We start from the raw sequence: 23084 nt of genomic DNA, 5'->3' as shown, positions 1-23084 counted from the left end.
CCGTTGAGCAGGTTGCGCTGGCTGACCGCAGGGGAGTCCCACGGCCCCGCACTGGTGGCGACGCTGGAGGGGCTGCCGGCCGGTGTGCCGATCACCACCGAGCTGGTGGCGGACGCCCTTGCCCGGCGCCGTCTGGGTTACGGACGCGGCGCCCGGATGAAGTTCGAGCGCGACGAGATCACCTTTCTCGGCGGTGTGCGCCACGGCCTGTCCCTGGGCTCCCCGGTCGCGATCATGGTCGGCAACACCGAGTGGCCCAAGTGGGAGCAGGTGATGGCGGCCGACCCGGTCGATCCGGAGGTTCTCGCCGACCTGGCCCGCAACGCCCCGCTCACCCGCCCCCGGCCCGGCCACGCCGACCTCGCCGGCATGCAGAAGTACGGCTTCGACGAGGCCCGTCCGATCCTGGAGCGCGCCTCGGCCCGCGAGACCGCGGCTCGGGTGGCACTCGGCGCGGTGGCGCGCTCGTACCTGAAGGAGACCTGCGGCGTCGAGATCGTCTCGCACGTGGTGGAGCTCGGCGCGGCCCGCGCGACGTACGGCAGGGTGCCGGTGCCGGCGGACGTCGAGCGCCTGGACGCCGACCCGGTGCGCGCGCTGGAGCCCTCGGCCTCCGAGGCGATGGTCGCCGAGATCGACCAGGCCCACAAGGACGGGGACACCCTCGGAGGGGTGGTCGAGGTCGTGGCCCACGGTGTGCCGGTGGGCCTCGGCTCGCACGTCCACTGGGACCGCAGACTGGACGCACGACTGGCCGGTGCGCTGATGGGCATCCAGGCGATCAAGGGAGTCGAGGTCGGGGACGGCTTCGACCTCGCGCGGGTCCCCGGTTCGAAGGCGCACGACGAGATCGTCGTCACCGACGACGGCATCCGCCGCGCCTCGGGCCGCTCCGGCGGCACCGAGGGCGGGCTGACCACCGGCGAACTCCTGCGCGTACGGGCCGCGATGAAGCCCATCGCCACGGTGCCGCGGGCCCTGGCGACCGTCGACGTCAGCACCGGCGAGACGGCCAGAGCGCACCACCAGCGCTCGGACGTCTGCGCGGTGCCGGCCGCGGGCATCGTGGCGGAGGCGATGGTCGCGCTGGTGCTCGCCGACGCGGTGGCCGAGAAGTTCGGCGGCGACAACGTCGCCGAGACCCGCCGCAACGTCTCCGGCTACCTCGAGAACCTGGCGATCCGGTGAGCGCCGCGAACGCCGGCCCGGCGGTGGTCCTGGTCGGCCCGATGGGCGTCGGCAAGTCGACCGTCGGCCGACTGCTGGCCGAACGCCTGGACGCCGTCTGCCGCGACACCGACGAGGACATCGTCGGCGGAGCGGGCAAGCCGATCGCCGAGATCTTCTACGACGAGGGCGAGGACCACTTCCGCGCCCTGGAGCGCGCCGCGGTGCGCACCGCCCTGGCCGAGCACGAGGGCGTGCTCGCGCTCGGTGGCGGTGCGGTCATCGCCGCCGAGACCCGCGAACTGCTCGCCGGGCGCCCGGTGGTCTTCCTGGAGATGGGCGTCGCCGAAGCCGCGCGTCGCACCGGGCTCGACGTCGCCCGGCCGCTGCTCGCCGTCAACCCCCGCCAGCAGTGGCGCCGGCTGATGGAGGAGCGCCGCCCCCTGTACACCGAGGTGGCCCGGGTCGTGGTGAGCACGGACGAACGCACCCCCGACGAGGTCGTCGAGGAGATCATGGACGCCCTGGAGCTGAGGAAGGCATGAGCAACGAAACCCCGGTACGCGTCACGGTCGCCGGCAGCGCGGGCACCGAGCCCTACGACGTCCTGATCGGCCGTCAACTCCTCGGCGAGCTGCCGGCCCTGATCGGAAAGCAGGCCCGGCGGGTCGCCGTGCTCCACCCCGAGGCGCTCGCCGAGACCGGGCAGGTGCTGCGCGAGGATCTCGCCGAGCAGGGGTACGAGGCCATCGCGGTCCAGCTGCCCAACGCCGAGGAGTCCAAGACGGCCGAGGTCGCCGCGTACTGCTGGAAGGCGCTCGGCCAGACCGGCTTCACCCGCAGCGATGTCATCGTCGGGGTCGGCGGCGGCGCCACCACGGACGTCGCCGGCTTCGTGGCGGCGACCTGGCTGCGCGGAGTGCGCTGGATCGCCGTGCCCACGACCGTGCTCGGCATGGTCGACGCGGCGGTCGGCGGCAAGACCGGCATCAACACCGCGGAGGGCAAGAACCTCGTCGGCGCCTTCCATCCGCCGGCCGGGGTGCTGTGCGACCTCGCGGCGCTGGACAGCCTGCCTGTCCACGACTACGTCAGCGGCCTCGCCGAGGTCATCAAGGCCGGCTTCATCGCCGACCCGACGATCCTGGAGCTCATCGAGAGCGACCCCGAGGGCGCCCGCGGGCCCGCCGGTCCGCACACCACCGAACTGCTGGAGCGCTCGATCCGGGTCAAGGCCGAGGTGGTCGGCAGCGACCTCAAGGAGTCCGGCCTGCGCGAGATCCTCAACTACGGCCACACGCTCGCCCACGCGATCGAGAAGAACGAGCGCTACGAGTGGCGCCACGGTGCGGCCGTCTCCGTCGGCATGGTCTTCGCGGCCGAACTGGGCCGTATCGCGGGCCGGTTGGACGAGGCGACGGCGCAGCGCCACCGTGCGGTACTGGAGTCCGTCGGGCTGCCCGTCACCTACCGCGGCGACCAGTGGCCGATGCTGCTGGAGACGATGAAGGTCGACAAGAAGACCCGCGGCGACCGGCTGCGCTTCATCGTCCTGAACGGACTGGCCTCGCCGACCGTGCTGGAGAGTCCCGACCCGGCGATGCTGCTGGCCGCGCACGCGGAGATCGCGGCGTGAGCGGCAGCCGCGTCCTGGTCCTCAACGGTCCCAACCTCGGCCGGCTGGGCTCCCGCGAGCCCGATGTCTACGGCGCCACCTCCTACGCCGGCCTGGTCGAACGGTGCACCGCGCTCGGCCGCGAACTGGACCTGGAGGTGGAGGTCCGCGAGACCAACGACGAGGGCGAGATGATCCGCTGGCTGCACGAGGCGGCCGACGGACGGCTGCCGGTGGTGCTGAACCCGGGCGCGTTCACCCACTACTCGTACGGAATGCGGGACGCCGCGGCGCAGCGCACCGCACCGCTCATCGAGGTGCACATCTCCAACCCGCACGCCCGGGAGAGCTTCCGGCACACCTCGGTCGTCGCCGCGGTCGCCTCCGGGACGATCGCCGGTTTCGGCATCGACTCCTATCTCCTGGCCCTGCGTTCGCTTGCCGCGCAGGTCCGCGGCGACGCCAGGGGCTGAGAGAACCAGCAGGTCCGCTCCGCCCTGCCCCGCAGCTCCGCCGCCCCTCTCCGCAGGTGCGCACCGGGGCGGGGCGGTCCGGAGGCACCGGGGCGGGGCGGCCGGTGGCGGGTGCACCGTTCCCACCCGTTCGGGTGGACGGTACGGTTCGGTACCGTTGACCCAGCGCACAGCGGGTGCGTGAAAGATCGGAGTGGGACCGGATGCAGCACTACGGGGCGCAGCAGCCCGTTCCCCCCTCCATGGCCGTCCCCGGCCATCAGCCGCCCTCCGGGCAGCACCCCGGGCCCCCGCCGCCCCACGCACATCCGCAGCAGCCACCGATGCAGCCCCACCCGCAGCCGCCGCCCGTGCAGCCCCAGCCGCACGCGCCCCAGCCCCAGCCGCACGCGCCGCAGCCGCCGCACGGTGGCTGGGCTCCGCCTCCCGCCCCGCCCCAGCAGTCGGCCGGTGAGCTGACCGGCCACCTCCAACTCCCCACCGGCGACCCGGTGTTGGCACCCCATCAGACGGCCGACCAGTCCGCTCCGGACGTGGCGCACACCGCCGTGGCGGTGCTCCTGATCGGCCCGGCGGGCGCGGGCAAGACCACGGTCGCCCGCTACTGGGCCGACCGCCGCCAGGTGCCGACCGCGCACATCAGCCTGGACGACGTGCGCGAGTGGGTGCGTTCGGGCTTCGCCGACCCGCAGAGCGGCTGGGACGACAACTCCGAGGCCCAGTACCGCCTGGCCCGCCGCACCTGCGGCTTCGCCGCGCGCAACTTCCTGGCCAACGGCATCTCCTGCATCCTCGACGACGCCGTCTTCCCCGACCGTCCCGTCATCGGGCTCGGCGGCTGGAAGCGCCACGTCGGTCCCGGCCTGATCCCGGTGGTGCTGCTGCCGGGCCTGGAGATCGTGCTCGAGCGCAACGCCGAGCGCAGCGGCAACCGGCGTCTGAGCGACGAGGAAGTGGCCCGGATACACGGGCGGATGGCCGGCTGGTACGGGTCGGGACTGCCGATCATCGACAACTCCCGCAACGATGTGGAGACCACCGCGCGGCTGCTCGACGAGGCCGTCTCGCGCAGCCTCGCCAGCCCGCCCAGCTGGTAGCAGCGCCCAGGGCGCCTCAACCGGCACCGCCGCCCGTCGGGCCCGGCGCTCCCGCCGGTCGTGCAGCGACGTGCCCGTGCTCCCGCCCGTCGGGTCCGCGCTCCCGCACCCGGCGGCCCGTCCGTCCCTGCCTGACCACTGCCCGCCTCCCCGCCTGTTCTGCCTCGACCGCGGTACGCCCCGCGTCGCCTCCGCGCCCGTACGCCGCGGCCGTGCCGCTGTCGCACCGCTGGACGTGCTGTTCGCGCGCCGCCCCGCGGCCTCCGTTCCGCCGGTCCGCCGGTCCGGTGTGGGCGTCCGCCGCCCACTCGGAGTGCCTCGACCGGCCGGGCGGCCCGTGCGGCCGTACGCTCGCGACATGTCCGAGGTACACATGGCCCGTCGCGCCCGACTGCGGGACCGCTGTGCGCTGGCCGCCGACGGGGCCGGAGAAGGGCGCACCGGCGCAGTCGTCTCCCAACCCGCGAACCTGCGGTACCTCACCGGGTGCGCGCCGCCGTACGCCGTCCTGCTGGTCGGACACGACGGCCGGGACACTCTCTTCGTGCAGCCGACCCTGCCCGCGCCGGTGGCCGCGGGGGCGGGCGGTACGGCCGCGCTCGCCGCGGACCTGGGGGAGCGCCCGCTGTGGCTCCCCGGCGCGCAGGACGAACTGCGGCACGAACTGCTGCCCGGCGGAGGCGATCCGCTGCTGGCCGCAGCGCGGTCGGCGGTCGCGGTCGGCACCGAGCTGCTGGTGGTCGAGGAGAGCCATCTGACCGTGCGGCGCCACCGCGCGCTGGTCGAGGCGGCGCCCGAGGTGCGGCTGGGAGATCTCAGCGGCGCGGTGGAGCATCAGCGGCTGGTCAAGGACGAGGACGAGATCGCCTGTCTGCGCATCGCCGCGGAGATCACCGACCAGGCGCTCGGCGAGCTGCTGGAGTCCATCCTGGTCGGCCGTACGGAGCGTCATCTCGCGCTGGAGCTGGAGCGGCGCCTGATCGACCACGGAGGAGACGGCCCCGCCTTCCCCACCTCCGTGGCGACCGGCCCCAATGCGGGCGTCCCGACGCACGTTCCCACCGACCGAAGGGTCGAGGAGGGCGATTTCCTCTCCGTACGGATGGGCGCCCGCTACCGCGGCTACCGCTGCCAGATCGGCCGCACCTTCGTCATCGGCACCGCTCCCGAGGATTGGCAGATCGAGCTCTACGAGCTGGTTTTCGCAGCTCAGCGCGCTGGGCGCGAGGCGCTGGTGCCGGGTGCGGAGTGCCGCGCGGTGGACCGTGCAGCCCGTGAGGTGTTGGCCGCGGCCGGGCACGGCGGGGCGGTGGAGGCGCGCACCGGGCACGGGGTGGGGCTGGAAATCGGAGAGGACCCTCAGCTGTCGCCGGACGCCATGAGTAAACTTGACGCTCGCGTACCGGTCACCGTCGAGCCCGGGGTACATCTGCCGGGCCGGGGCGGGGTCCGGATCGATGACACACTCGTTGTCCGCTCTCTCGCGGACGGCGGGCCGGAGCTACTTACCATCACGACCAAGGAGCTGCTCGCCCTCTGAGGCGCCCCGCTGCACATGGCGGGTGAATCCAGTTCCCCGGTCGTCCGAGCAGCAGTCTCAGGAGAATCCGCCACCGTGGCCAGTACGAACGACCTCAAGAACGGCATGGTGCTCAAGCTCGACGGGGGCCAGCTCTGGTCCGTAGTTGAGTTCCAGCACGTCAAGCCCGGCAAGGGCCCCGCCTTTGTGCGGACGAAGCTGAAGAACGTCCTTTCCGGCAAGATCGTGGACAAGACGTTCAACGCCGGTACGAAGGTCGAGACCGCCACCGTCGACCGCCGCAGCATGCAGTTCAGCTATGTGGACGGCGAGTACTACGTGTTCATGGACATGGACACCTACGACCAGATCCACGTCGACACACCCACTCTCGGCGAGGCGGCGAACTACCTCATCGAGGGGTTCGAGGCCACCGTCGCGATGTACGAGGGCAACCCGCTCTCGGTCGAGCTGCCGGCCTCGGTCGAGCTGGTCATCAAGCACACCGACCCCGGTGTGCAGGGCGACCGCTCCACCGGTGGCACCAAGCCGGCCGAGCTGGAGACCGGTTACGAGATCGGTGTTCCGCTGTTCATCTCCACCGGTGAGAAGATCAAGGTCGACACCCGCAGCGGCGAGTACCTCGGCCGGGTGAACAGCTAACCGTGGCAGCCCGCAGCAAGGCCCGCAAGCGCGCCTTCCAGATCATCTTCGAGGCCGACCAGCGCGGCAGCGGCGTCAACGACGTGCTCGCCGACTGGATCCGGCACGCCCGTACCGACAGCCGGCAGCCACCGGTCAGCGAGTACACGATGGAGCTGGTGGAGGGGTACGCCGAGCACGTCGCCCGGATCGACGAGCTTCTCTCCACCTACACGGTCGACTGGCCCCTGGACCGGATGCCGGTCGTCGACCGCAGCATCCTGCGCCTGGGGGCGTACGAGCTGCTGTGGGTGGAGGAGACACCGGACGCGGTCGTGATCGACGAATGCGTCCAGCTCGCGCGGGAGTTCTCCACGGACGACTCCCCGTCCTTCGTCAACGGCCTGTTGGGCCGTCTGAAGGAGCTGGGTCCCAACCTGCGCCGCGTCTAGGCGAGTTGACGACCGGGGCCTTTCGGCGCCGTGCGGAGGGAGACCTCCCGGCACGGCCGTCGGAAGGCCCTTGTGCGTTCCGGGACACCTCTGGGCACATGTCGACGGAAACGGGGCTCGGTCGGCGGCTGCGAAGTGTCGCCGACGATCACGTGCAGTAGTCCCGTGGCCTTCGACGGGGCGCGAACGGGCGGCCGGGTGCGCACAGTTCGTGTCCGGCGCTCACCGGGAGCGCGAACTGCGCGCCGGGCGCGGTCGGTTGGCGCCCACCGCGCCCGCTGCACCACCCACCGAGCCCCGCCCGCTGGTGCCTGAGGTGCGCGCGCAGGGCCCGCAGACGCGACGAGGGGCCCGGTGGAAGCTGTCGGCTTCCACCGGGCCCCTCGACGGTGGCTCGGTCTCCCCTTGGGTCCGGAGCTGCTCAGATGTCCTCGGAGGCCACCGCGCGCCGGGCGTCGGCGTCCAGCACGCCCCAGCTGATCAGCTGCTCGGTCAGGACGGAGGGGGACTGGTCGTAGATGACGGCCAGGGTGCGCAGGTCGTCCTGGCGGATCGAGAGCACCTTGCCGTTGTAGTCCCCGCGCTGGCTCTGGATGGTGGCGGCGTACCGCTGGAGCGGGCCGGCCTTGTCGACCGGCACGTGGGCCAGTCGCTCCAGGTCGAGCACGAGCTTGGGCGGCGGCTCGGCGGCGCCGCCGGGGGTGGTGCCCGGCAGCAGCTCCTGGACCGGAACGCCGTAGAAGTCGGCCAGCTCGGCGAGACGCTGGACGGTCACCGCACGGTCGCCGCGCTCGTAGGAGCCGACGACGACGGCCTTCCACCGGCCCTGCGACTTCTCCTCGACTCCGTGGAGGGACAGGCCCTGCTGAGTGCGGATGGCGCGGAGTTTGGCCCCGAGCTGCTTGGCGTATTCGCTGGACATAAGGCTCCCCGGATGAGGTTCTCGTAACTCACTGTGAGGTTACGCAGCGTAATGTCCGCCGTCAAGCTGAGGGCAGGACTTCCGCCGCCCACCAGGCCGGATACGGAGGGTGGAAACCCCGCTGGTACGGTGGTGGAAGTCAACCCAGACGTCCTTTAAGACCCGTCCCGTGAGGCGGGGAAGGGGGTCCGTTTCGCATGGACAGCAGCAGTGAGGGCGCCGCAGGCGTGCCCGTGGACGGCTCCGCGGCCGCCCCGACGCCTCCCGCCCGTCCGGTGCTCGAAGCTCCGGACATCGCACGGGTGTTGACCCGTATCGCCCACGAGATCGTGGAGCGCGCGAAGGGCGCCGACGACGTCGTGCTCCTTGGCATTCCGACGCGAGGTGTACACCTCGCCCAGCGCCTGGCGGCCAAGCTCCAGGAGATCACCGGCCATCCCGTGCCGGTCGGCTCGCTCGACATCACCATGTACCGCGACGATCTGCGGCTGCGCCCGGCCCGCGCCCTCGCCCGCACCGAGATCCCCGGCGACGGCATCGAGGGCCGCCTGGTCGTCCTCGTCGACGACGTCCTCTTCTCCGGGCGCACCATCCGCGCCGCGCTCGACGCACTCGGCGACATCGGCCGGCCCCGTGCCGTACAGCTGGCCGTGCTCGTCGACCGCGGCCACCGCGAGCTGCCCATCCGCGCCGACTACGTCGGCAAGAACCTCCCCACCTCGCTGCGCGAGACCGTGCGGGTGCGGCTCACCGAGGAGGACGGCCGGGACGGCGTGCTGCTCGGCCAGCGCGCCGCAGCGCCCACCGCCGAGCAGTAGCTCCTCCGCACGCCCCGAAGCGCACCGGCGCCCGCGCCCGGTGGTGCGTTCGGCGGCCCGCGCCTGCCCGCATCCAGCCAACCCAGTTCACGGAAGGCAACAGATGAAGCGCCACCTCATCTCGGCCGCCGACCTCAGCCGCGACGACGCCGTCCTGATCCTCGACACCGCCGAGGAGATGGGACGGGTCGCGGACCGGCCGATCAAGAAGCTCCCCACACTGCGGGGCCGTACGGTGGTCAACCTCTTCTTCGAGGACTCCACCCGCACCCGCATCTCCTTCGAGGCCGCCGCCAAGCGCCTGTCCGCCGACGTGATCAACTTCTCCGCGAAGGGCTCCTCGGTCTCCAAGGGCGAATCGCTGAAGGACACCGCGCTGACCCTGGAGGCGATGGGCGCCGACGCCGTCGTCATCCGGCACCACGACTCGGGGGCGCCGCATCGGCTCGCCACCTCCGGCTGGATCGGCGGCTCGGTCGTCAACGCCGGCGACGGCACCCACGAGCACCCCACCCAGGCGCTGCTGGACGCCTTCACACTGCGCCGCCGCCTCGGCGACGGGCCGGGCACCGACCTGGCCGGGCGCCGCGTCACCATCGTCGGCGACATCCTGCACAGTCGCGTCGCCCGCTCCAACGTCCACCTGCTGAGCACGCTGGGCGCCGAGGTCACCCTGGTCGCGCCGCCGACGCTGGTGCCGGTGCGCACCGAGCAGTGGCCCTGCGAGGTCTCCTACGATCTCGACGCCCAGCTCGCGAAGTCCGACGCCGTGATGATGCTGCGCGTCCAGCGCGAGCGGATGAACGCCGCGTACTTCCCGACCGAGCGCGAGTACGCCCGCCGCTACGGGCTCGACGGCCAGCGCATGGCGCGGATGCCGGAGCACTCGGTGGTCATGCACCCCGGGCCGATGAACCGCGGCATGGAGATCACCGCCGAGGTCGCCGACTCCCCCCGCTGCACGGCCGTCGAGCAGGTCACCAACGGCGTGAGCATCCGCATGGCGGTGCTCTACCTGCTGCTCAGCGGCGCCGAGCCGGCCGTCACCGACACCAGCGAGAACACCGCCGCCGCACCCGGCCCCGCCACCCGTACCGAGGAGAACGCATGAGCCAGCACAAGACCCTGATCCGCGGTGCCAAGGTGCTCGGCGACCGGCCCCAGGACGTACTGATCGACGGCGAGACGATCGCCGAGGTCGGCCAGGGGCTCGACGCGGCGGGGGCGACGGTCGTCGAGGCGGACGGGCAGATCCTGCTGCCGGGACTGGTCGATCTCCACACCCACCTGCGCGAGCCCGGCCGGGAGGACTCCGAGACCGTCCTGACCGGCACCCGCGCCGCGGCGGTCGGCGGCTTCACCGCCGTCCACGCGATGGCGAACACCTTCCCGGTGGCGGACACCGCGGGCGTCGTCGAGCAGGTCTGGCGGCTGGGCGCGGAGGCGGGCTACTGCGACGTGCAGCCGGTCGGCGCGGTCACCGTCGGGCTGGAGGGCAAGCAGCTCGCCGAGCTGGGAGCGATGCACGAGTCGGCGGCCGGTGTCACCGTCTTCTCCGACGACGGCAAGTGCGTCCACGACGCGGTCATCATGCGGCGCGCGCTGGAGTACGTGAAGGCCTTCGACGGCGTCGTCGCCCAGCACGCCCAGGAGCCGCGGCTGACCGAGGGCGCCCAGATGAACGAGGGCGTCGTCTCCGCCGAGCTCGGCCTCGGCGGCTGGCCCGCGGTCGCGGAGGAGTCGATCATCGCCCGGGACGTGCTGCTGGCGGCCCACGTCGGCTCCCGGGTGCACATCTGCCACCTCTCCACCGCGGGCTCGGTGGAGATCGTGCGCTGGGCCAAGTCCAAGGGCTGGAACGTCACCGCCGAGGTCACCCCGCACCACCTGCTCCTCACCGACGACCTGGTGCGCTCCTACGACCCGGTCTACAAGGTGAACCCGCCGCTGCGCACCGAGGCCGACGTCGCCGCGCTGCGCGAGGCGCTGGCCGACGGCACCATCGACTGCGTCGCCACCGACCACGCCCCCCACCCGCACGAGGACAAGGACTGCGAGTGGGGTGCGGCGGCCATGGGCATGGTGGGCCTGGAGACCGCGCTCTCGGTCGTCCAGCACACCATGGTCGACAGCGGGCTGATCACCTGGAACCAGGTCGCCGAGCGGATGTCCTTCCGCCCCGCCGAGATCGGCCGCCTCGCCGGGCAGGGCCGACCGATCGCCGCGGGGGAGCCCGCCAACCTCACCCTGCTGGACTCCGCTTACCGTGGAGCGGTGGACCCCGTACATTTCGCGTCCCGCAGCCGCAACACGCCCTACCGTGGACGTGACCTGCCCGGCCGTGTGACGCACACCTTCCTGCGGGGCCGGGCCACGGTCATGGACGGGAACCTCACGTGAACTCTGCTCTCCTCACCCTCCTCGCGGACGAGAACGTCGAGCGAAAGTCCAAGGAGGTCACCAACTGGGGCGCGCACATCGGTTGGGCCGTCGGCACGCTGCTGTTCATCGTGCTCGTCTACTGGCTGATGCGCACCGGCTGGAAGCGGCGGGAGACCCTGCACGGCGACCTGCCCGCGCCCGAGGCGCTGCCGACCGAGCAGGGCGCCGCCCGGCTCACCCTCACCGGCAGGTACCACGCCTCCACGACGGCCGGCCAGTGGCTGGACCGCGTCGTCGCCCACGGCCTGGGCACCAGGAGCCAGGCCACGCTCACCCTCACCGCCGAGGGACTGGGCATCGAGCGGCCCGGAGCGGCCGACTTCTTCGTCCCCGCCGACCAGCTGCGCGGCGCCCGGCTCGACACCGGGATCGCCGGCAAGGTCCTCACCGAGGGCGGACTGCTGGTGATCACCTGGCAGTTGGGCGACCAGCAACTCGACTCCGGCTTCCGCGCCGACCACCCCGCCGAGCACCACCGCTGGGTGGAGGCCGTCAACGAACTCGCCGGCAGCCCCGCAGACGTGGCAGCCAAACCGCAGCACCAGGAAGGCCCGCAATGACGACCGCCACCCGCAGAGCCAGGAGCGCTCCCGCCGTACTCGTTCTGGAGGACGGGCGCAGCTTCCGGGGCCGCGCCTACGGAGCGGTGGGGGAGACGTTCGGCGAGGCGGTGTTCTCCACCGGCATGAGCGGCTACCAGGAGACACTGACCGACCCGTCGTACCACCGCCAGGTCGTGGTGATGACCGCCCCGCACATCGGCAACACCGGCGTCAACGACGAGGACCCGGAGTCGTCCCGCATCTGGGTCGCCGGCTACGTCGTGCGGGACCCCGCGCGCGTACCGTCCAACTGGCGCTCGCAGCGCTCGCTGGACGAGGAGCTGACCGCCCAGGGCGTGGTCGGCATCAGCGGCATCGACACCCGCGCCCTCACCCGCCATCTGCGCGAGCGCGGCGCGATGCGCGCCGGCATCTTCTCCGGCGAGGCGCTCGCCGACGAGGCCGCACTGCTCGCCCGGGTGCAGGACTCGCCGCAGATGAAGGGCGCGGACCTGTGCGGCGAGGTCGCCACCAAGGAGCCGTACGTCGTGCCCGCGATCGGGGCGAAACGCTTCACCGTCGCGGCGGTGGACCTCGGCATCAAGGGCATGACCCCGCACCGCATGGCCGAGCGCGGCATCGAGGTCCATGTGCTGCCCGCCGACTCCTCGCTGGAGGACATCTACGCGGTCGGCCCCGACGGCGTCTTCTTCTCCAACGGCCCCGGTGACCCGGCCTCCGCCGAGCACCCGGTGGCCCTGATGCAGGGCGTGCTCGCCCGCAGGACGCCGCTGTTCGGCATCTGCTTCGGCAACCAGATCCTCGGCAGGGCTCTGGGCTTCGGCACCTTCAAGCTGAAGTACGGCCACCGCGGGATCAACCAGCCGGTCCAGGACCGGGCCACCGGCAAGGTGGAGATCACCGCGCACAACCACGGCTTCGCCGTCGACGCGCCGCTGGACACCGTCTCCGACACCCCCTACGGGCGTGCCGAGGTGTCCCACGTCTGCCTGAACGACAACGTCGTCGAAGGGCTGCGGCTGCTCGACCAGCCCGGTTTCAGCGTCCAGTACCACCCCGAAGCGGCGGCGGGCCCGCATGACGCGGCCTACCTGTTCGACCGCTTCGTCTCCCTGATGGAGGGCCAGCGTGCCTAAGCGCACCGACATCCAGTCCGTCCTGGTCATCGGATCGGGACCGATCGTCATCGGCCAGGCCGCCGAGTTCGACTACTCCGGCACCCAGGCGTGCCGGGTGCTGAAGGCCGAGGGCCTGCGCGTCATCCTGGTCAACTCCAACCCGGCCACGATCATGACCGACCCGGAGATCGCCGACGCCACCTACGTCGAGCCGATCACCCCCGCGTTCGTCGAGAAGATCATCGCCAAGGAGCGCCCCGACGCGCTGCTGCCCACGCTCGGCGGGCAGACCGCCCTGAACACGGCCATCTCGCTGCACGGCTCCGGCACCCTGGACAAGTACGGCGTCGAGCTGATCGGCGCCAACGTCGAGGCCATCAACAAGGGCGAGGACCGCGACCTGTTCAAGGAGGTCGTGGCCGCCGTCAACCGGGACATCGGCCACGGCGAGTCCGCCCGTTCCCACATCTGCCACTCCATGGACGACGTGCTCGCCGGCGTCGAGGCGCTCGGCGGCTATCCGGTTGTGGTCCGCCCCTCCTTCACCATGGGCGGCGCCGGCTCCGGCTTCGCCCACAACGAGGAGGACCTGCGCCGGATCGCCGGCCAGGGCCTGACCCTCTCGCCGACCACCGAGGTGCTCCTGGAGGAGTCGATCCTCGGCTGGAAGGAGTACGAGCTGGAGCTGATGCGCGACAAGCACGACAACGTCGTGGTCGTTTGCTCCATCGAGAACTTCGACCCGATGGGCGTGCACACCGGCGACTCCATCACCGTCGCCCCGGCGATGACGCTGACCGACCGCGAGTACCAGACGCTGCGCGACATCGGCATCGCGGTGATCCGCGAGGTCGGGGTGGACACCGGCGGTTGCAACATCCAGTTCGCGGTCGACCCCGCGGACGGCCGGGTCATCGTCATCGAGATGAACCCGCGCGTCTCCCGCTCCTCCGCGCTCGCCTCCAAGGCCACCGGCTTCCCGATCGCCAAGATCGCCGCCAAGCTCGCCGTCGGCTACACCCTCGACGAGATCCCCAACGACATCACCGAGCAGACCCCGGCCTCCTTCGAACCGACGCTGGACTACGTGGTGGTCAAGGCGCCCCGGTTCGCCTTCGAGAAGTTCCCGGCCGCCGACAGCACGCTCACGACCACGATGAAGTCGGTCGGCGAGGCGATGGCGATCGGCCGCAACTTCCCCGAGGCGCTCCAGAAGGCGCTGCGTTCGCTGGAGAAGAAGGGCAGCTCCTTCGACTTCGCCACCCCGGTGGCGGAGCTGGGCGACAAGGCCGAGCTGCTGGCGGACATCCCGCGGCCGACCGACGGCCGGATCAACACGGTGATGGCCGCCGTCCGCGCGGGCGCCACCCAGCAGGAGGTCTTCGACGCGACCCGGCTCGACCCCTGGTTCGTCGACCAGCTCTTCCTGATCAAGGAGACCGCCGACGAGCTGGCCGCGGCCGAGCGCCTGGACGCCGAACTCCTCACCGAGGCCAAGCGGGTGGGCTTCTCCGACGCGCAGATCGCGGCCGTGCGCGGACTGCGCGAGGACGTTGTGCGCGAGGTGCGGCACGCCCTGGGCGTGCGCCCCGTCTATAAGACCGTCGACACCTGCGCCGCCGAATTCGCCGCGCGGACCCCGTACTTCTACTCCTCCTACGACGAGGAGAGCGAGGTCGCACCGCGGGAGAAGCCGGCGGTGATCATCCTCGGATCGGGGCCCAACCGCATCGGCCAGGGCATCGAGTTCGACTACTCCTGCGTCCACGCCTCCTTCGCGCTGAGCGAGGCCGGCTACGAGACCGTGATGGTCAACTGCAACCCCGAGACCGTCTCCACCGACTACGACACCTCCGACCGGCTCTACTTCGAGCCGCTCACCCTGGAGGACGTGCTGGAGATCGTGCACGCCGAGCAGCAGGCGGGCGAGGTCGCGGGCGTCATCGTCCAGCTGGGCGGTCAGACACCGCTGGGCCTGGCCCAGGCGCTGAAGGACAACGGGGTACCGGTCGTCGGCACCTCGCCCGAGGCGATCCACGCCGCCGAGGACCGCGGCGCCTTCGGCCGCGTCCTGACCGAGGCCGGGCTGCCCGCGCCCAAGTACGGCACCGCGTACTCCTTCGAGGAGGCCAGGGCCATCGCCGCCGGGATCAACTACCCGGTGATGGTCCGCCCGTCCTACGTGCTGGGCGGCCGGGGCATGGAGATCGTCTACGACGAGACCTCGCTCGGCGCCTATCTGGAGCGGCACGCCGGACTGATCTCCGAACACCCCGTCCTGATCGACCGGTTCCTCGACGACGCCATCGAGATCGACGTCGACGCGCTCTACGACGGCACCGAGCTCTACCTCGGCGGCGTGATGGAGCACATCGAGGAGGCCGGCATCCACTCCGGCGACTCCGCCTGCGCGCTGCCGCCGATCACCCTGGGCGGTCACGACATCAAGCGGCTGCGCGCCTCCACGGAGGCGATCGCACGCGGCGTCGGCGTACGGGGTCTGATCAACATCCAGTTCGCGCTGGCCGGGGACATCCTCTACGTGCTGGAGGCCAACCCCCGCGCCTCGCGCACCGTTCCCTTCACCTCCAAGGCGACGGCCGTACCGCTGGCCAAGGCCGCGGCCCGCATCTCGCTCGGCGCCACCGTCGCGCAGCTGCGGCAGGAGGGTCTGCTGCCCGCCGGCGGCGACGGCGGCACCCTGCCGATGGACGCGCCGATCTCGGTGAAGGAGGCGGTGATGCCGTGGTCGCGCTTCCGCGACGTGCACGGTCGCGGCGTGGACACGGTGCTCGGTCCGGAGATGCGCTCCACGGGTGAAGTCATGGGCATCGACTCGGTGTTCGGCACCGCGTACGCCAAGTCCCAGGCCGGTGCGTACGGTGCGCTGCCCACCAAGGGGCGGGCCTTCATCTCGGTCGCCAACCGGGACAAGCGCTCGCTGATCTTCCCGGCGCGCGAACTCGTCCAACTGGGCTTCGAACTGCTCGCCACCGCGGGCACCGCCGAGGTGCTCAAGCGCAACGGCATCAACGCCGGCGTGGTGCGCAAGCAGTCCGAGGGCACCGGGCCGAACGGCGAGCCGACGGTGGTCCAGCTGATCCACGAGGGCGGCATCGACCTGATCGTCAACACCCCGTTCGGCACCGGCGGACGCCTGGACGGCTACGACATCCGCACCGCGGCCGTGGCCAGGGGCGTGCCGTGCCTGACCACCGTGCAGGCGCTGGCCGCCGCGGTGCAGGGCATCGAGGCGCTCGGCAGGGGCGCCATAGGCGTGCGTTCGCTCCAGGAGCACGCCGCGCAGTTGACCGCCTCGCGCGGCTGACCACCCGGGTCCCGGCCCCGGGCCCGTACGCCCGCCCGGGACCGTACGCCGCCCCGCCCGGCCCGCGCCGTGCCGCGGTGCCGGGCCGGTGTGCACCGACCGACGCGCCCCGGGCCCGGGCGCCCGCCCGCGCGCCGCTCGCCTTTCGGCGGCGGCGCGCCGGGCGGGCGCCCGGCCTCCCTCCTCCTCCGACGCCGAGAGGCAGACCAGCCATGTACCGCCTCCTCTTCCAGCTCCTCTTCCGCCGCATGGACCCCGAGCGCGCGCACCACCTCGCCTTCTCCTGGATCCGGCTGCTCGCCCGGGTGCCGGTGCTGCGCACCTTCGCCGCGGCCTTCCTCGCCCCGCGCCACCGCGAACTGCGGGTGGAGGCGTTCGGTCTGCGCATGCACGGCCCGTTCGGGCTCGCCGCGGGCTTCGACAAGAACGCGGTCGGCATCGACGGGCTGTCGATGCTCGGCTTCGACCACGTCGAGATCGGTACGGTCACCGGCCGTCCGCAGCCCGGCAATCCGCGCAGGCGGCTCTTCCGGCTGGTGGAGGACCGGGCCCTGATCAACCGCATGGGCTTCAACAACGACGGCTCCGAGGCCGTCGCCGAACGACTGGCGGCGCGCCGCGAGGTCTTCCGCACCACCGTGGGCGTCAACATCGGCAAGACCAAGGTGGTGCCGGAGGCCGAGGCCGCCGACGACTACGTGACCTCCACCCGCAGGCTCGCCCCGTACGCCGACTACCTCGTCGTCAACGTCTCCTCGCCCAACACGCCCGGACTGCGCGACCTCCAAGCCGTGGACTCCCTGCGCCCGCTGCTCACCGCGGTGCGCGAGGCGGCGGCCGCCGCCGTCACCGACCGGCGGGTCCCGCTGCTGGTCAAGATCGCACCCGATCTCGCCGACAGCGACATCGACGCCGTCGCCGACCTCGCGGTGGAGCTCGCCCTGGACGGCATCATCGCCACCAACACCACCATCGCCAGGCAGGGGCTGGGCCTGGCCTCGCCGCCCGAGCAGACCGCCGAGGCCGGCGGGCTCTCCGGCGCGCCGCTCAAGGAGCGCTCGCTCCAGGTGCTGCGCCGCCTCTACGCGCGGGTCGGGGACCGGGTCACGCTGATCGGCGTCGGCGGCGTCGAGGACGCGGAGGACGTCTGGCAGCGGATCCTCGCCGGTGCCACCCTCGTACAGGGGTACAGCGCCTTCGTCTACCAGGGCCCGCTGTGGTGCCGCGGCATCCACAAGGGGCTGGCCGCACGGCTGCGCAACAGCCGGTACCGCACCCTCGCCGACGCCGTCGGCGCCGACGTCAGAAAGGCGGAGTCCGCGGCATGAACACCGCACCCACCGCACCCGAACCCTTCGGCGCCCGACTGCGCAGGGCCATGGACACCCGCGGCCCGCTGTGCGTCGGCATCGACCCGCACGCCGAACTCCTCGCCGACTGGGGCCTGTCCGACGACGTCGCCGGTCTGGAGCGCTTCACCCGCACCGTCGTCGAGGCGCTGGCCGACCGGGTGGCGGTGCTCAAGCCGCAGTCTGCGTTCTTCGAACGCCACGGCTCGCGCGGGATCGCGGTCCTGGAGCACGCGGTGGCCGACGCCCGGGCGGCCGGTGCGCTGGTCCTGATGGACGCCAAGCGCGGGGACATCGGCTCGACCATGGGCGCGTACGCCTCCGCCTATCTCACCGAGGGCAGCCCGCTGTTCTCGGACGCGCTCACCGTCAGCCCCTATCTCGGCTTCGGCTCCCTGCGCCCGGCGCTGGACGCGGCGCGCGAGAGCGGGGCCGGCGTCTTCGTACTGGCACTCACCAGCAACCCGGAGGGCGCCGAGGTCCAGCGGGCCACCGTGGCCGACGACGGTTCGGGGGGCCCGGTCCTCCTCGCCCAGCGGGTGCTGGACCGGATCGCCCGGGAGAACGCGGACGCGACGCCGCTCGGTTCGGTCGGCGCGGTCGTCGGCGCCACACTCGGCGACACCGGCGCCGATCTGGCGATCAACGGGCCGCTGCTCGCTCCCGGCCTCGGCGCGCAGGGCGCGACCGCAGCCGATCTGCCGAAGGTCTTCGGCGACCGGGTGCGCGACGTACTGCCCTCGGTGAGCCGCGGAGTGCTGCGCAGCGGACCCGAACCCCGGGCGCTGCGGGCGGCTGCGGAGCAGTCGGTGCAGGAACTCGCGAGCGCTCTGGGCTGACGCCCGCCCCGGCCGCGGAGGCGGGGGACCGGCGGCGGGAATCGACGGCGGGGCCGGCCTGCGCCCGGCTCGGCTGGAGCTCGCCGCCGCCCGTCCTCGCCGCGGCGCCGCGGGGGCGTGCCGGTCGGGGACGGCCCCGGCGACAATCGTCGGACGGTCCGTAAGGGGGCGGAGAAGGCCGGGGCAGCACCCGCAACGAGGGCTACCGGCGCGTAGAAAACCCAAGTCCGCTGCGCCGTCGGACGGTTCGCGGTGGTCGCTGCCCCTTACAGGGAAAACTTCCTGCTCGGTTCTGTCCCGATATGTCCAGGTCGACTTGAGTCTGACCAGGACTTTTCCGCTGTTCTCGCTGACTCCGGGCGAGTCTGGCGCTAGTCTCCGACGTGGACACCGCGCACAGGTGCGATGTCCACAGTTCCGCAGGTGCGGGGCCTGCCGGGTCCCGCGTCCGAGTCGCAAGGCTCACGCGATCCATGTATCCGACCGTTCAAATCTGAGGTGACGAAGGCGTGGCTCTTCCGCCCCTTACCCCTGAACAGCGCGCAGCCGCGCTTGAGAAGGCCGCCGCGGCTCGCCGGGAGCGCGCCGAGGTCAAGAACCGGCTTAAGCACTCCGGAGCCTCGCTCCAGGAGGTCATCAAGCAGGGCCAGGAGAATGACGTCATCGGAAAGATGAAGGTCAGCGCTCTCCTGGAAAGCCTGCCGGGCGTCGGCAAGGTCCGCGCCAAGCAGATCATGGAGCGGCTCGGCATCTCCGAGAGCCGCCGTGTCCGTGGTCTGGGCTCCAACCAGATTGCCGCCCTGGAGCGGGAGTTCGGCACCCCGGCGGGCTGAGTCCCACCCGTACGGGCACCGTGGGGTGAGGTCGGAGTGCGGCTCCGGGGCACCCCCCGGGCCCAGGCATTCCAGAAAACCGGGATAATCGCTGTATGAGTGAACGCCCGCGGCTGACCGTGCTCTCCGGCCCCTCCGGGGTCGGCAAGAGCACGGTCGTCGCTCATCTCCGCACCGTCCACCCCGAGGTCTGGCTCTCCGTCTCGGCCACGACGCGCAAGCCCCGCCCCGGCGAGCAGCACGGCGTCCAGTACTTCTTCGTCGACGACGAGGAGTTCGACAAGCTGGTGGCCAACGGCGAGCTGCTCGAATGGGCCGAGTTCGCCGGCAATCGCTACGGGACTCCCCGGCGGGCGGTCCTCGACCGCCTGGACGCCGGTGAACCGGTCCTCCTGGAGATCGACCTCCAGGGAGCACGGCTCGTGCGCGACTCCATGCCCGAGGCACGTCTGGTCTTCCTCGCGCCGCCCAGCTGGGACGAGCTGGTGCGCCGCCTCACCGGAAGAGGCACGGAGACGCCCGAGGTCATCGAGCGACGCCTGACCGCGGCGCGCACCGAGCTCGCGGCCGAGCCCGAGTTCGACACCACCCTGACCAACACCTCCGTCGAGGACGTGGCAGCCGAGCTGCTAGCCTTGATGCGCGTCAGCTGATCTCTTTCACCACCTTCGGAAGGCACAGAGTGTCCTCTTCCATCACCGCGCCCGAGGGCATCATCAACCCGCCGATTGATGAGCTGCTCGAAGCCACCGACTCCAAGTACAGCCTGGTGATCTACGCCGCCAAGCGCGCGCGTCAGATCAACGCGTACTACTCGCAGCTCGGTGAGGGCCTGCTCGAGTACGTCGGCCCCCTGGTGGACACCCACGTCCACGAGAAGCCGCTGTCGATCGCGCTCCGCGAGATCAACGCCGGCCTGCTGACCTCCGAGAAGATCGACGCCCCGCCGCAGTAGGCGCACAGCGCCGCGGCAGGCGCCCATGCCTGACCGCCCCGGGCCCGGTAGCGTCGCTGCCGGGCCCGAGGTGTGTCCCGGTGCGTGGCCGGAACGGGGCGCAGTCGCGCAGACGAGCACCACCCGCCGAGCGATCGCTCGATCGCGCAACCCGCTCCGGGGAGACCAACGATGGACAAGCCCAAGGTCGTTCTGGGTGTCAGCGGCGGGATCGCCGCCTACAAGGCGTGCGAGCTGCTGCGCAGGCTGACCGAGAGCGGGCACGACGTGCAGGTCGTCCCCACCGAGGCCGCGCTGCACTTCGTCGGCGAGGCGACCTGGGCCGCGCTGTCGGGGAAGCCGGCCGCGACCGGGGTGTGGGAGTCGGTCCAGGACGTACCGCATGTGCGGATCGGCCAGCAGGCGGACCTGGTGGTCGTCGCCCCGGCCACCGCGGACCTGCTCGCAAGGGCCGCGCACGGGCTGGCGGACGATCTGCTGACCAATACACTGCTGACCGCCCGCTGTCCGGTCGTCTTCGCGCCGGCGATGCACACCGAGATGTGGGAGCACCCCGCCACCCGGGAGAACGTCGCCACGCTGCGCCGCCGCGGCGCGACCGTGGTCGAGCCCGCGGTCGGCCGGCTGACCGGAGCGGACACCGGTCGCGGCAGACTGCCCGACCCCGCCCGGCTCTTCGACGTCTGCCGGCGGGTGCTCGCGCGCGGGGACCGCGCCGCGGACCTGGCCGGCCGACATGTGGTGATCAGCGCCGGCGGCACCCGTGAGCCGCTCGACCCGGTGCGTTTCCTCGGCAACCGCTCCTCCGGTCGGCAGGGGTACGCGCTGGCCACCACCGCGGCGGCGCGCGGTGCCCGGGTCACGCTGGTGGCCGCCAACTCCGCGCTGCCAGACCCCGAGGGCGTCACCGTGGTCCGCGCAGGTACGGCCCTGGAGCTGCGCGAGGCGGTGCTGGCGGCCGCGTCCGACGCCGACGCCGTGGTGATGGCCGCCGCGGTGGCCGACTTCCGGCCGGCCGTGTACGCCGAGGGCAAGATCAAGAAGCGGGAGGGCAGCGGTCCCGCGCCGATCGAGCTGGTGCGCAACCCCGACATCCTGGCCGAACTCTCCGCCGAGCGCGGCCGCGAGGGGCAGGTGGTGGTCGGTTTCGCCGCCGAGACCGACCAGGTGCTCGCGAACGGCCGCGCCAAGCTGGCCCGCAAGGGCTGCGATCTGCTGGTGGTCAACGAGGTCGGTGCGGAGAAGACCTTCGGTTCGAGCGACAACGAGGCGATCGTCCTGGCCGCCGACGGCACCGAGGTCCCGGTGCCGCACGGTCCCAAGGAGGCGCTCGCCGACACCGTGTGGGACCTGGTGGCCGACCGCCTCGCGGGTGCGAGTGCCGGCTGAGGCCCTGCTGGGCGGGGCGCACGAGCGGTGGTGCGGGTGGTGGCCGCGTGACGGGAGCGTCTTGACAGGTGCGCCGGTCAGGGCATGATGAGTCGTCCCACGCCCTGTCGGGGCGTGGGACGGTTCGGTGTCGGTTCGTGAGACACCCGGCCCGTACGGCAGTACTACCGATAAGCTGTCGCAGGACCGCCACCGAAGGGGCGCAGCCCCCGGCGGTCCGTTAATGATCAGCCAGCAGCCGCTGCAACCTCAGGGAGCGATGTGTCCCGCCGCCTGTTCACCTCGGAATCTGTCACCGAGGGTCACCCAGACAAGATCGCTGACCAGATCAGCGACACCATTCTCGACGCTCTCCTGACCCAGGACCCGTCGTCGCGCGTCGCCGTGGAGACGCTCATCACCACGGGTCTCGTCCACGTCGCCGGAGAGGTGACGACCAAGGCGTACGCGCCGATCCCCTCGCTTGTCCGCGAGAAGATCCTGGAGATCGGCTACGACTCCTCCAAGAAGGGCTTCGACGGGGCCTCCTGCGGAGTGTCGGTCTCGATCGGCGCGCAGTCCCCCGACATCGCCCAGGGCGTGGACACCGCGTACGAGAAGCGCGTCGGCGGCGAGGCCGAGGGTGACGACCTCGACAAGCAGGGCGCGGGCGACCAGGGCCTGATGTTCGGCTACGCCTGCGACGAGACCCCCGAGTTCATGCCGCTGCCGATCACCATCGCGCACCGGCTGTCGAACCGGCTGAGCGAGGTCCGCAAGAACGGCACCATCCCCTACCTGCGGCCCGACGGGAAGACCCAGGTCACCATCGAGTACGACGGCGACAAGGCCGTGCGCCTGGACACCGTGGTGGTCTCCTCGCAGCACGCCTCGGACATCGACCTCGACTCGCTGCTCGCCCCCGACATCCGCGAGTACGTCGTCGAGCACGTCCTCGGCCAGCTCGTCGACGAGGGCATCAAGCTCGACACCGACGGCTACCGCCTGCTGGTCAACCCGACCGGACGCTTCGAGATCGGCGGCCCGATGGGCGACGCCGGCCTCACCGGCCGCAAGATCATCATCGACACCTACGGCGGCATGGCCCGCCACGGCGGCGGCGCCTTCTCCGGCAAGGACCCGTCCAAGGTGGACCGTTCGGCCGCGTACGCGATGCGCTGGGTCGCCAAGAACGTCGTGGCCGCCGGCCTCGCCTCGCGCTGCGAGGTCCAGGTCGCGTACGCCATCGGCAAGGCGGAGCCGGTCGGTCTCTTCGTCGAGACCTTCGGCACCGCCAAGACCGACGTGGCCAGGATCGAGCAGGCCATCGCCGACACCTTCGACCTGCGCCCGGCCGCGATCATCCGCGATCTGGACCTGCTGCGTCCGATCTACTCGCTGACCGCCGCCTACGGCCACTTCGGGCGCGAGCTGCCCGAGTTCACCTGGGAGCGGACCGACCGCGCGGACGCCCTGCGCGTCGCCGCCGGCCTGTAGTCCCGCACCTGCTCCACCGTCACCCGCCGCGGCTGCCGCCCGGCGGGTGACGTGCGTGCGGACCAGTTCTCGCCGGCCGCCCACCGG

Annotated in this window: 22 protein-coding genes; 21 read left to right on the top strand and 1 reads right to left on the bottom strand. The window is 71.9% G+C overall.

The features are described from left to right. Positions 1–3 precede the first annotated feature (3 nt). The 8 genes from aroC to nusB all read left to right on the top strand — a co-directional run bounded on the left by aroC (position 4) and on the right by nusB (position 6965). Positions 4–1188 (top strand): chorismate synthase, encoded by a 1185-nt coding sequence (aroC, locus tag MTQ01_RS17700; RefSeq protein ID WP_247491540.1) that lies wholly within the window; start codon positions 4–6, stop codon positions 1186–1188. Beyond that, a complete protein-coding gene (locus MTQ01_RS17695) occupies positions 1185–1712 on the top strand; it encodes a shikimate kinase (protein WP_247491539.1) in 528 nt (175 codons plus the stop codon). The genes aroC and MTQ01_RS17695 overlap by 4 nt, the downstream gene beginning before the upstream one ends. Next, positions 1709–2803, top strand: coding sequence for a 3-dehydroquinate synthase (aroB, locus tag MTQ01_RS17690; RefSeq protein WP_247491538.1), 1095 nt, complete (start codon positions 1709–1711; stop codon positions 2801–2803). The genes MTQ01_RS17695 and aroB overlap by 4 nt, the downstream gene beginning before the upstream one ends. Beyond that, positions 2800–3255 carry a type II 3-dehydroquinate dehydratase gene (aroQ, locus tag MTQ01_RS17685; RefSeq protein ID WP_247491537.1) on the top strand — a complete coding sequence of 152 codons (456 nt, stop codon included), beginning with the start codon at positions 2800–2802 and terminating at the stop codon, positions 3253–3255. Before aroB ends, aroQ begins: the two co-directional genes overlap by 4 nt. A gap of 203 nt (positions 3256–3458) precedes the next feature. Next, complete coding sequence (locus MTQ01_RS17680; RefSeq protein ID WP_374207786.1) at positions 3459–4352, top strand: AAA family ATPase; 894 nt, start codon at positions 3459–3461, stop codon at positions 4350–4352. 358 nt (positions 4353–4710) lie between these two features. Next, positions 4711–5892 (top strand): M24 family metallopeptidase, encoded by a 1182-nt coding sequence (locus MTQ01_RS17675; RefSeq protein ID WP_247491536.1) that lies wholly within the window; start codon positions 4711–4713, stop codon positions 5890–5892. Between the two features lie 75 nt (positions 5893–5967). After that, entirely contained in the window at positions 5968–6534 is a 567-nt protein-coding gene (gene efp, locus MTQ01_RS17670) for an elongation factor P (protein WP_247491535.1), read from the top strand. Between the two features lie 2 nt (positions 6535–6536). Beyond that, a complete protein-coding gene (gene nusB / locus MTQ01_RS17665; protein ID WP_247491534.1) occupies positions 6537–6965 on the top strand; it encodes a transcription antitermination factor NusB in 429 nt (142 codons plus the stop codon). A gap of 421 nt (positions 6966–7386) precedes the next feature. On the opposite strand, the gene bldD is transcribed toward nusB, so the two are convergent. Beyond that, a complete protein-coding gene (bldD, locus tag MTQ01_RS17660; RefSeq protein WP_211040432.1) occupies positions 7387–7887 on the bottom strand; it encodes a transcriptional regulator in 501 nt (166 codons plus the stop codon). Positions 7888–8084: 197 nt separating this feature from the next. Between bldD and pyrR the strand changes: the two genes are divergently transcribed. The 13 genes from pyrR (at position 8085) to metK (ending at position 22997) form a co-directional block, all read left to right on the top strand. Further along, positions 8085–8705 (top strand): bifunctional pyr operon transcriptional regulator/uracil phosphoribosyltransferase PyrR, encoded by a 621-nt coding sequence (pyrR, locus tag MTQ01_RS17655; protein ID WP_247491533.1) that lies wholly within the window; start codon positions 8085–8087, stop codon positions 8703–8705. A 103-nt stretch (positions 8706–8808) separates the two neighbouring features. Continuing rightward, positions 8809–9816, top strand: a complete 1008-nt coding sequence (locus MTQ01_RS17650; protein ID WP_247491532.1) for an aspartate carbamoyltransferase catalytic subunit — start codon at positions 8809–8811, stop codon at positions 9814–9816. Then, complete coding sequence (locus MTQ01_RS17645) at positions 9813–11105, top strand: dihydroorotase (RefSeq protein WP_247491531.1); 1293 nt, start codon at positions 9813–9815, stop codon at positions 11103–11105. The genes MTQ01_RS17650 and MTQ01_RS17645 overlap by 4 nt, the downstream gene beginning before the upstream one ends. Further along, entirely contained in the window at positions 11102–11707 is a 606-nt protein-coding gene (locus MTQ01_RS17640) for a hypothetical protein (protein ID WP_247491529.1), read from the top strand. Before MTQ01_RS17645 ends, MTQ01_RS17640 begins: the two co-directional genes overlap by 4 nt. Continuing rightward, positions 11704–12846: a glutamine-hydrolyzing carbamoyl-phosphate synthase small subunit gene (carA, locus tag MTQ01_RS17635; RefSeq protein WP_247491527.1), complete on the top strand. Its 1143-nt coding sequence runs from the start codon at positions 11704–11706 to the stop codon at positions 12844–12846. Before MTQ01_RS17640 ends, carA begins: the two co-directional genes overlap by 4 nt. Beyond that, positions 12839–16156: a carbamoyl-phosphate synthase large subunit gene (carB, locus tag MTQ01_RS17630; protein ID WP_247491524.1), complete on the top strand. Its 3318-nt coding sequence runs from the start codon at positions 12839–12841 to the stop codon at positions 16154–16156. Before carA ends, carB begins: the two co-directional genes overlap by 8 nt. Before the next feature lie 212 nt (positions 16157–16368). Further along, a complete protein-coding gene (locus MTQ01_RS17625) occupies positions 16369–17484 on the top strand; it encodes a quinone-dependent dihydroorotate dehydrogenase (protein WP_247491522.1) in 1116 nt (371 codons plus the stop codon). Beyond that, positions 17481–18344, top strand: coding sequence for an orotidine-5'-phosphate decarboxylase (gene pyrF, locus MTQ01_RS17620; RefSeq protein WP_247491520.1), 864 nt, complete (start codon positions 17481–17483; stop codon positions 18342–18344). The genes MTQ01_RS17625 and pyrF overlap by 4 nt, the downstream gene beginning before the upstream one ends. A gap of 509 nt (positions 18345–18853) precedes the next feature. Continuing rightward, a complete protein-coding gene (locus MTQ01_RS17615; RefSeq protein ID WP_211040440.1) occupies positions 18854–19177 on the top strand; it encodes an integration host factor, actinobacterial type in 324 nt (107 codons plus the stop codon). Positions 19178–19272: 95 nt separating this feature from the next. Continuing rightward, complete coding sequence (gmk, locus tag MTQ01_RS17610; RefSeq protein WP_247491519.1) at positions 19273–19830, top strand: guanylate kinase; 558 nt, start codon at positions 19273–19275, stop codon at positions 19828–19830. A 29-nt stretch (positions 19831–19859) separates the two neighbouring features. Continuing rightward, positions 19860–20132, top strand: coding sequence for a DNA-directed RNA polymerase subunit omega (rpoZ, locus tag MTQ01_RS17605; RefSeq protein WP_211040442.1), 273 nt, complete (start codon positions 19860–19862; stop codon positions 20130–20132). Positions 20133–20303: 171 nt separating this feature from the next. Further along, positions 20304–21521, top strand: a complete 1218-nt coding sequence (gene coaBC / locus MTQ01_RS17600) for a bifunctional phosphopantothenoylcysteine decarboxylase/phosphopantothenate--cysteine ligase CoaBC (RefSeq protein WP_247491518.1) — start codon at positions 20304–20306, stop codon at positions 21519–21521. Between the two features lie 261 nt (positions 21522–21782). After that, positions 21783–22997, top strand: coding sequence for a methionine adenosyltransferase (gene metK, locus MTQ01_RS17595; protein WP_247491517.1), 1215 nt, complete (start codon positions 21783–21785; stop codon positions 22995–22997). Positions 22998–23084: the final 87 nt, after the last annotated feature.

This window comes from Streptomyces sp. XM4193 (assembly GCF_023072595.1).
In the GTDB taxonomy this organism is placed as follows: Bacteria; Actinomycetota; Actinomycetes; order Streptomycetales; family Streptomycetaceae; genus Streptomyces.
This window is presented reverse-complemented; position numbering and strand designations above follow the sequence as displayed.

What these genes read in the sequence shown, in the direction of transcription:
- aroB (WP_247491538.1), top strand. Translation starts at nt 1,709, where the DNA reads ATGAGCAACGAAACCCCGGTACGCGTCACGGTCGCCGGCAGCGCGGGC.
- MTQ01_RS17680 (WP_374207786.1), top strand. Translation starts at nt 3,459, where the DNA reads ATGCAGCACTACGGGGCGCAGCAGCCCGTTCCCCCCTCCATGGCCGTC.
- MTQ01_RS17675 (WP_247491536.1), top strand. Translation starts at nt 4,711, where the DNA reads ATGTCCGAGGTACACATGGCCCGTCGCGCCCGACTGCGGGACCGCTGT.
- bldD (WP_211040432.1), bottom strand. Translation starts at nt 7,887, where the DNA reads ATGTCCAGCGAATACGCCAAGCAGCTCGGGGCCAAACTCCGCGCCATC.
- pyrR (WP_247491533.1), top strand. Translation starts at nt 8,085, where the DNA reads ATGGACAGCAGCAGTGAGGGCGCCGCAGGCGTGCCCGTGGACGGCTCC.
- MTQ01_RS17650 (WP_247491532.1), top strand. Translation starts at nt 8,809, where the DNA reads ATGAAGCGCCACCTCATCTCGGCCGCCGACCTCAGCCGCGACGACGCC.
- MTQ01_RS17645 (WP_247491531.1), top strand. Translation starts at nt 9,813, where the DNA reads ATGAGCCAGCACAAGACCCTGATCCGCGGTGCCAAGGTGCTCGGCGAC.
- carA (WP_247491527.1), top strand. Translation starts at nt 11,704, where the DNA reads ATGACGACCGCCACCCGCAGAGCCAGGAGCGCTCCCGCCGTACTCGTT.
- MTQ01_RS17625 (WP_247491522.1), top strand. Translation starts at nt 16,369, where the DNA reads ATGTACCGCCTCCTCTTCCAGCTCCTCTTCCGCCGCATGGACCCCGAG.
- pyrF (WP_247491520.1), top strand. Translation starts at nt 17,481, where the DNA reads ATGAACACCGCACCCACCGCACCCGAACCCTTCGGCGCCCGACTGCGC.
- gmk (WP_247491519.1), top strand. Translation starts at nt 19,273, where the DNA reads ATGAGTGAACGCCCGCGGCTGACCGTGCTCTCCGGCCCCTCCGGGGTC.
- coaBC (WP_247491518.1), top strand. Translation starts at nt 20,304, where the DNA reads ATGGACAAGCCCAAGGTCGTTCTGGGTGTCAGCGGCGGGATCGCCGCC.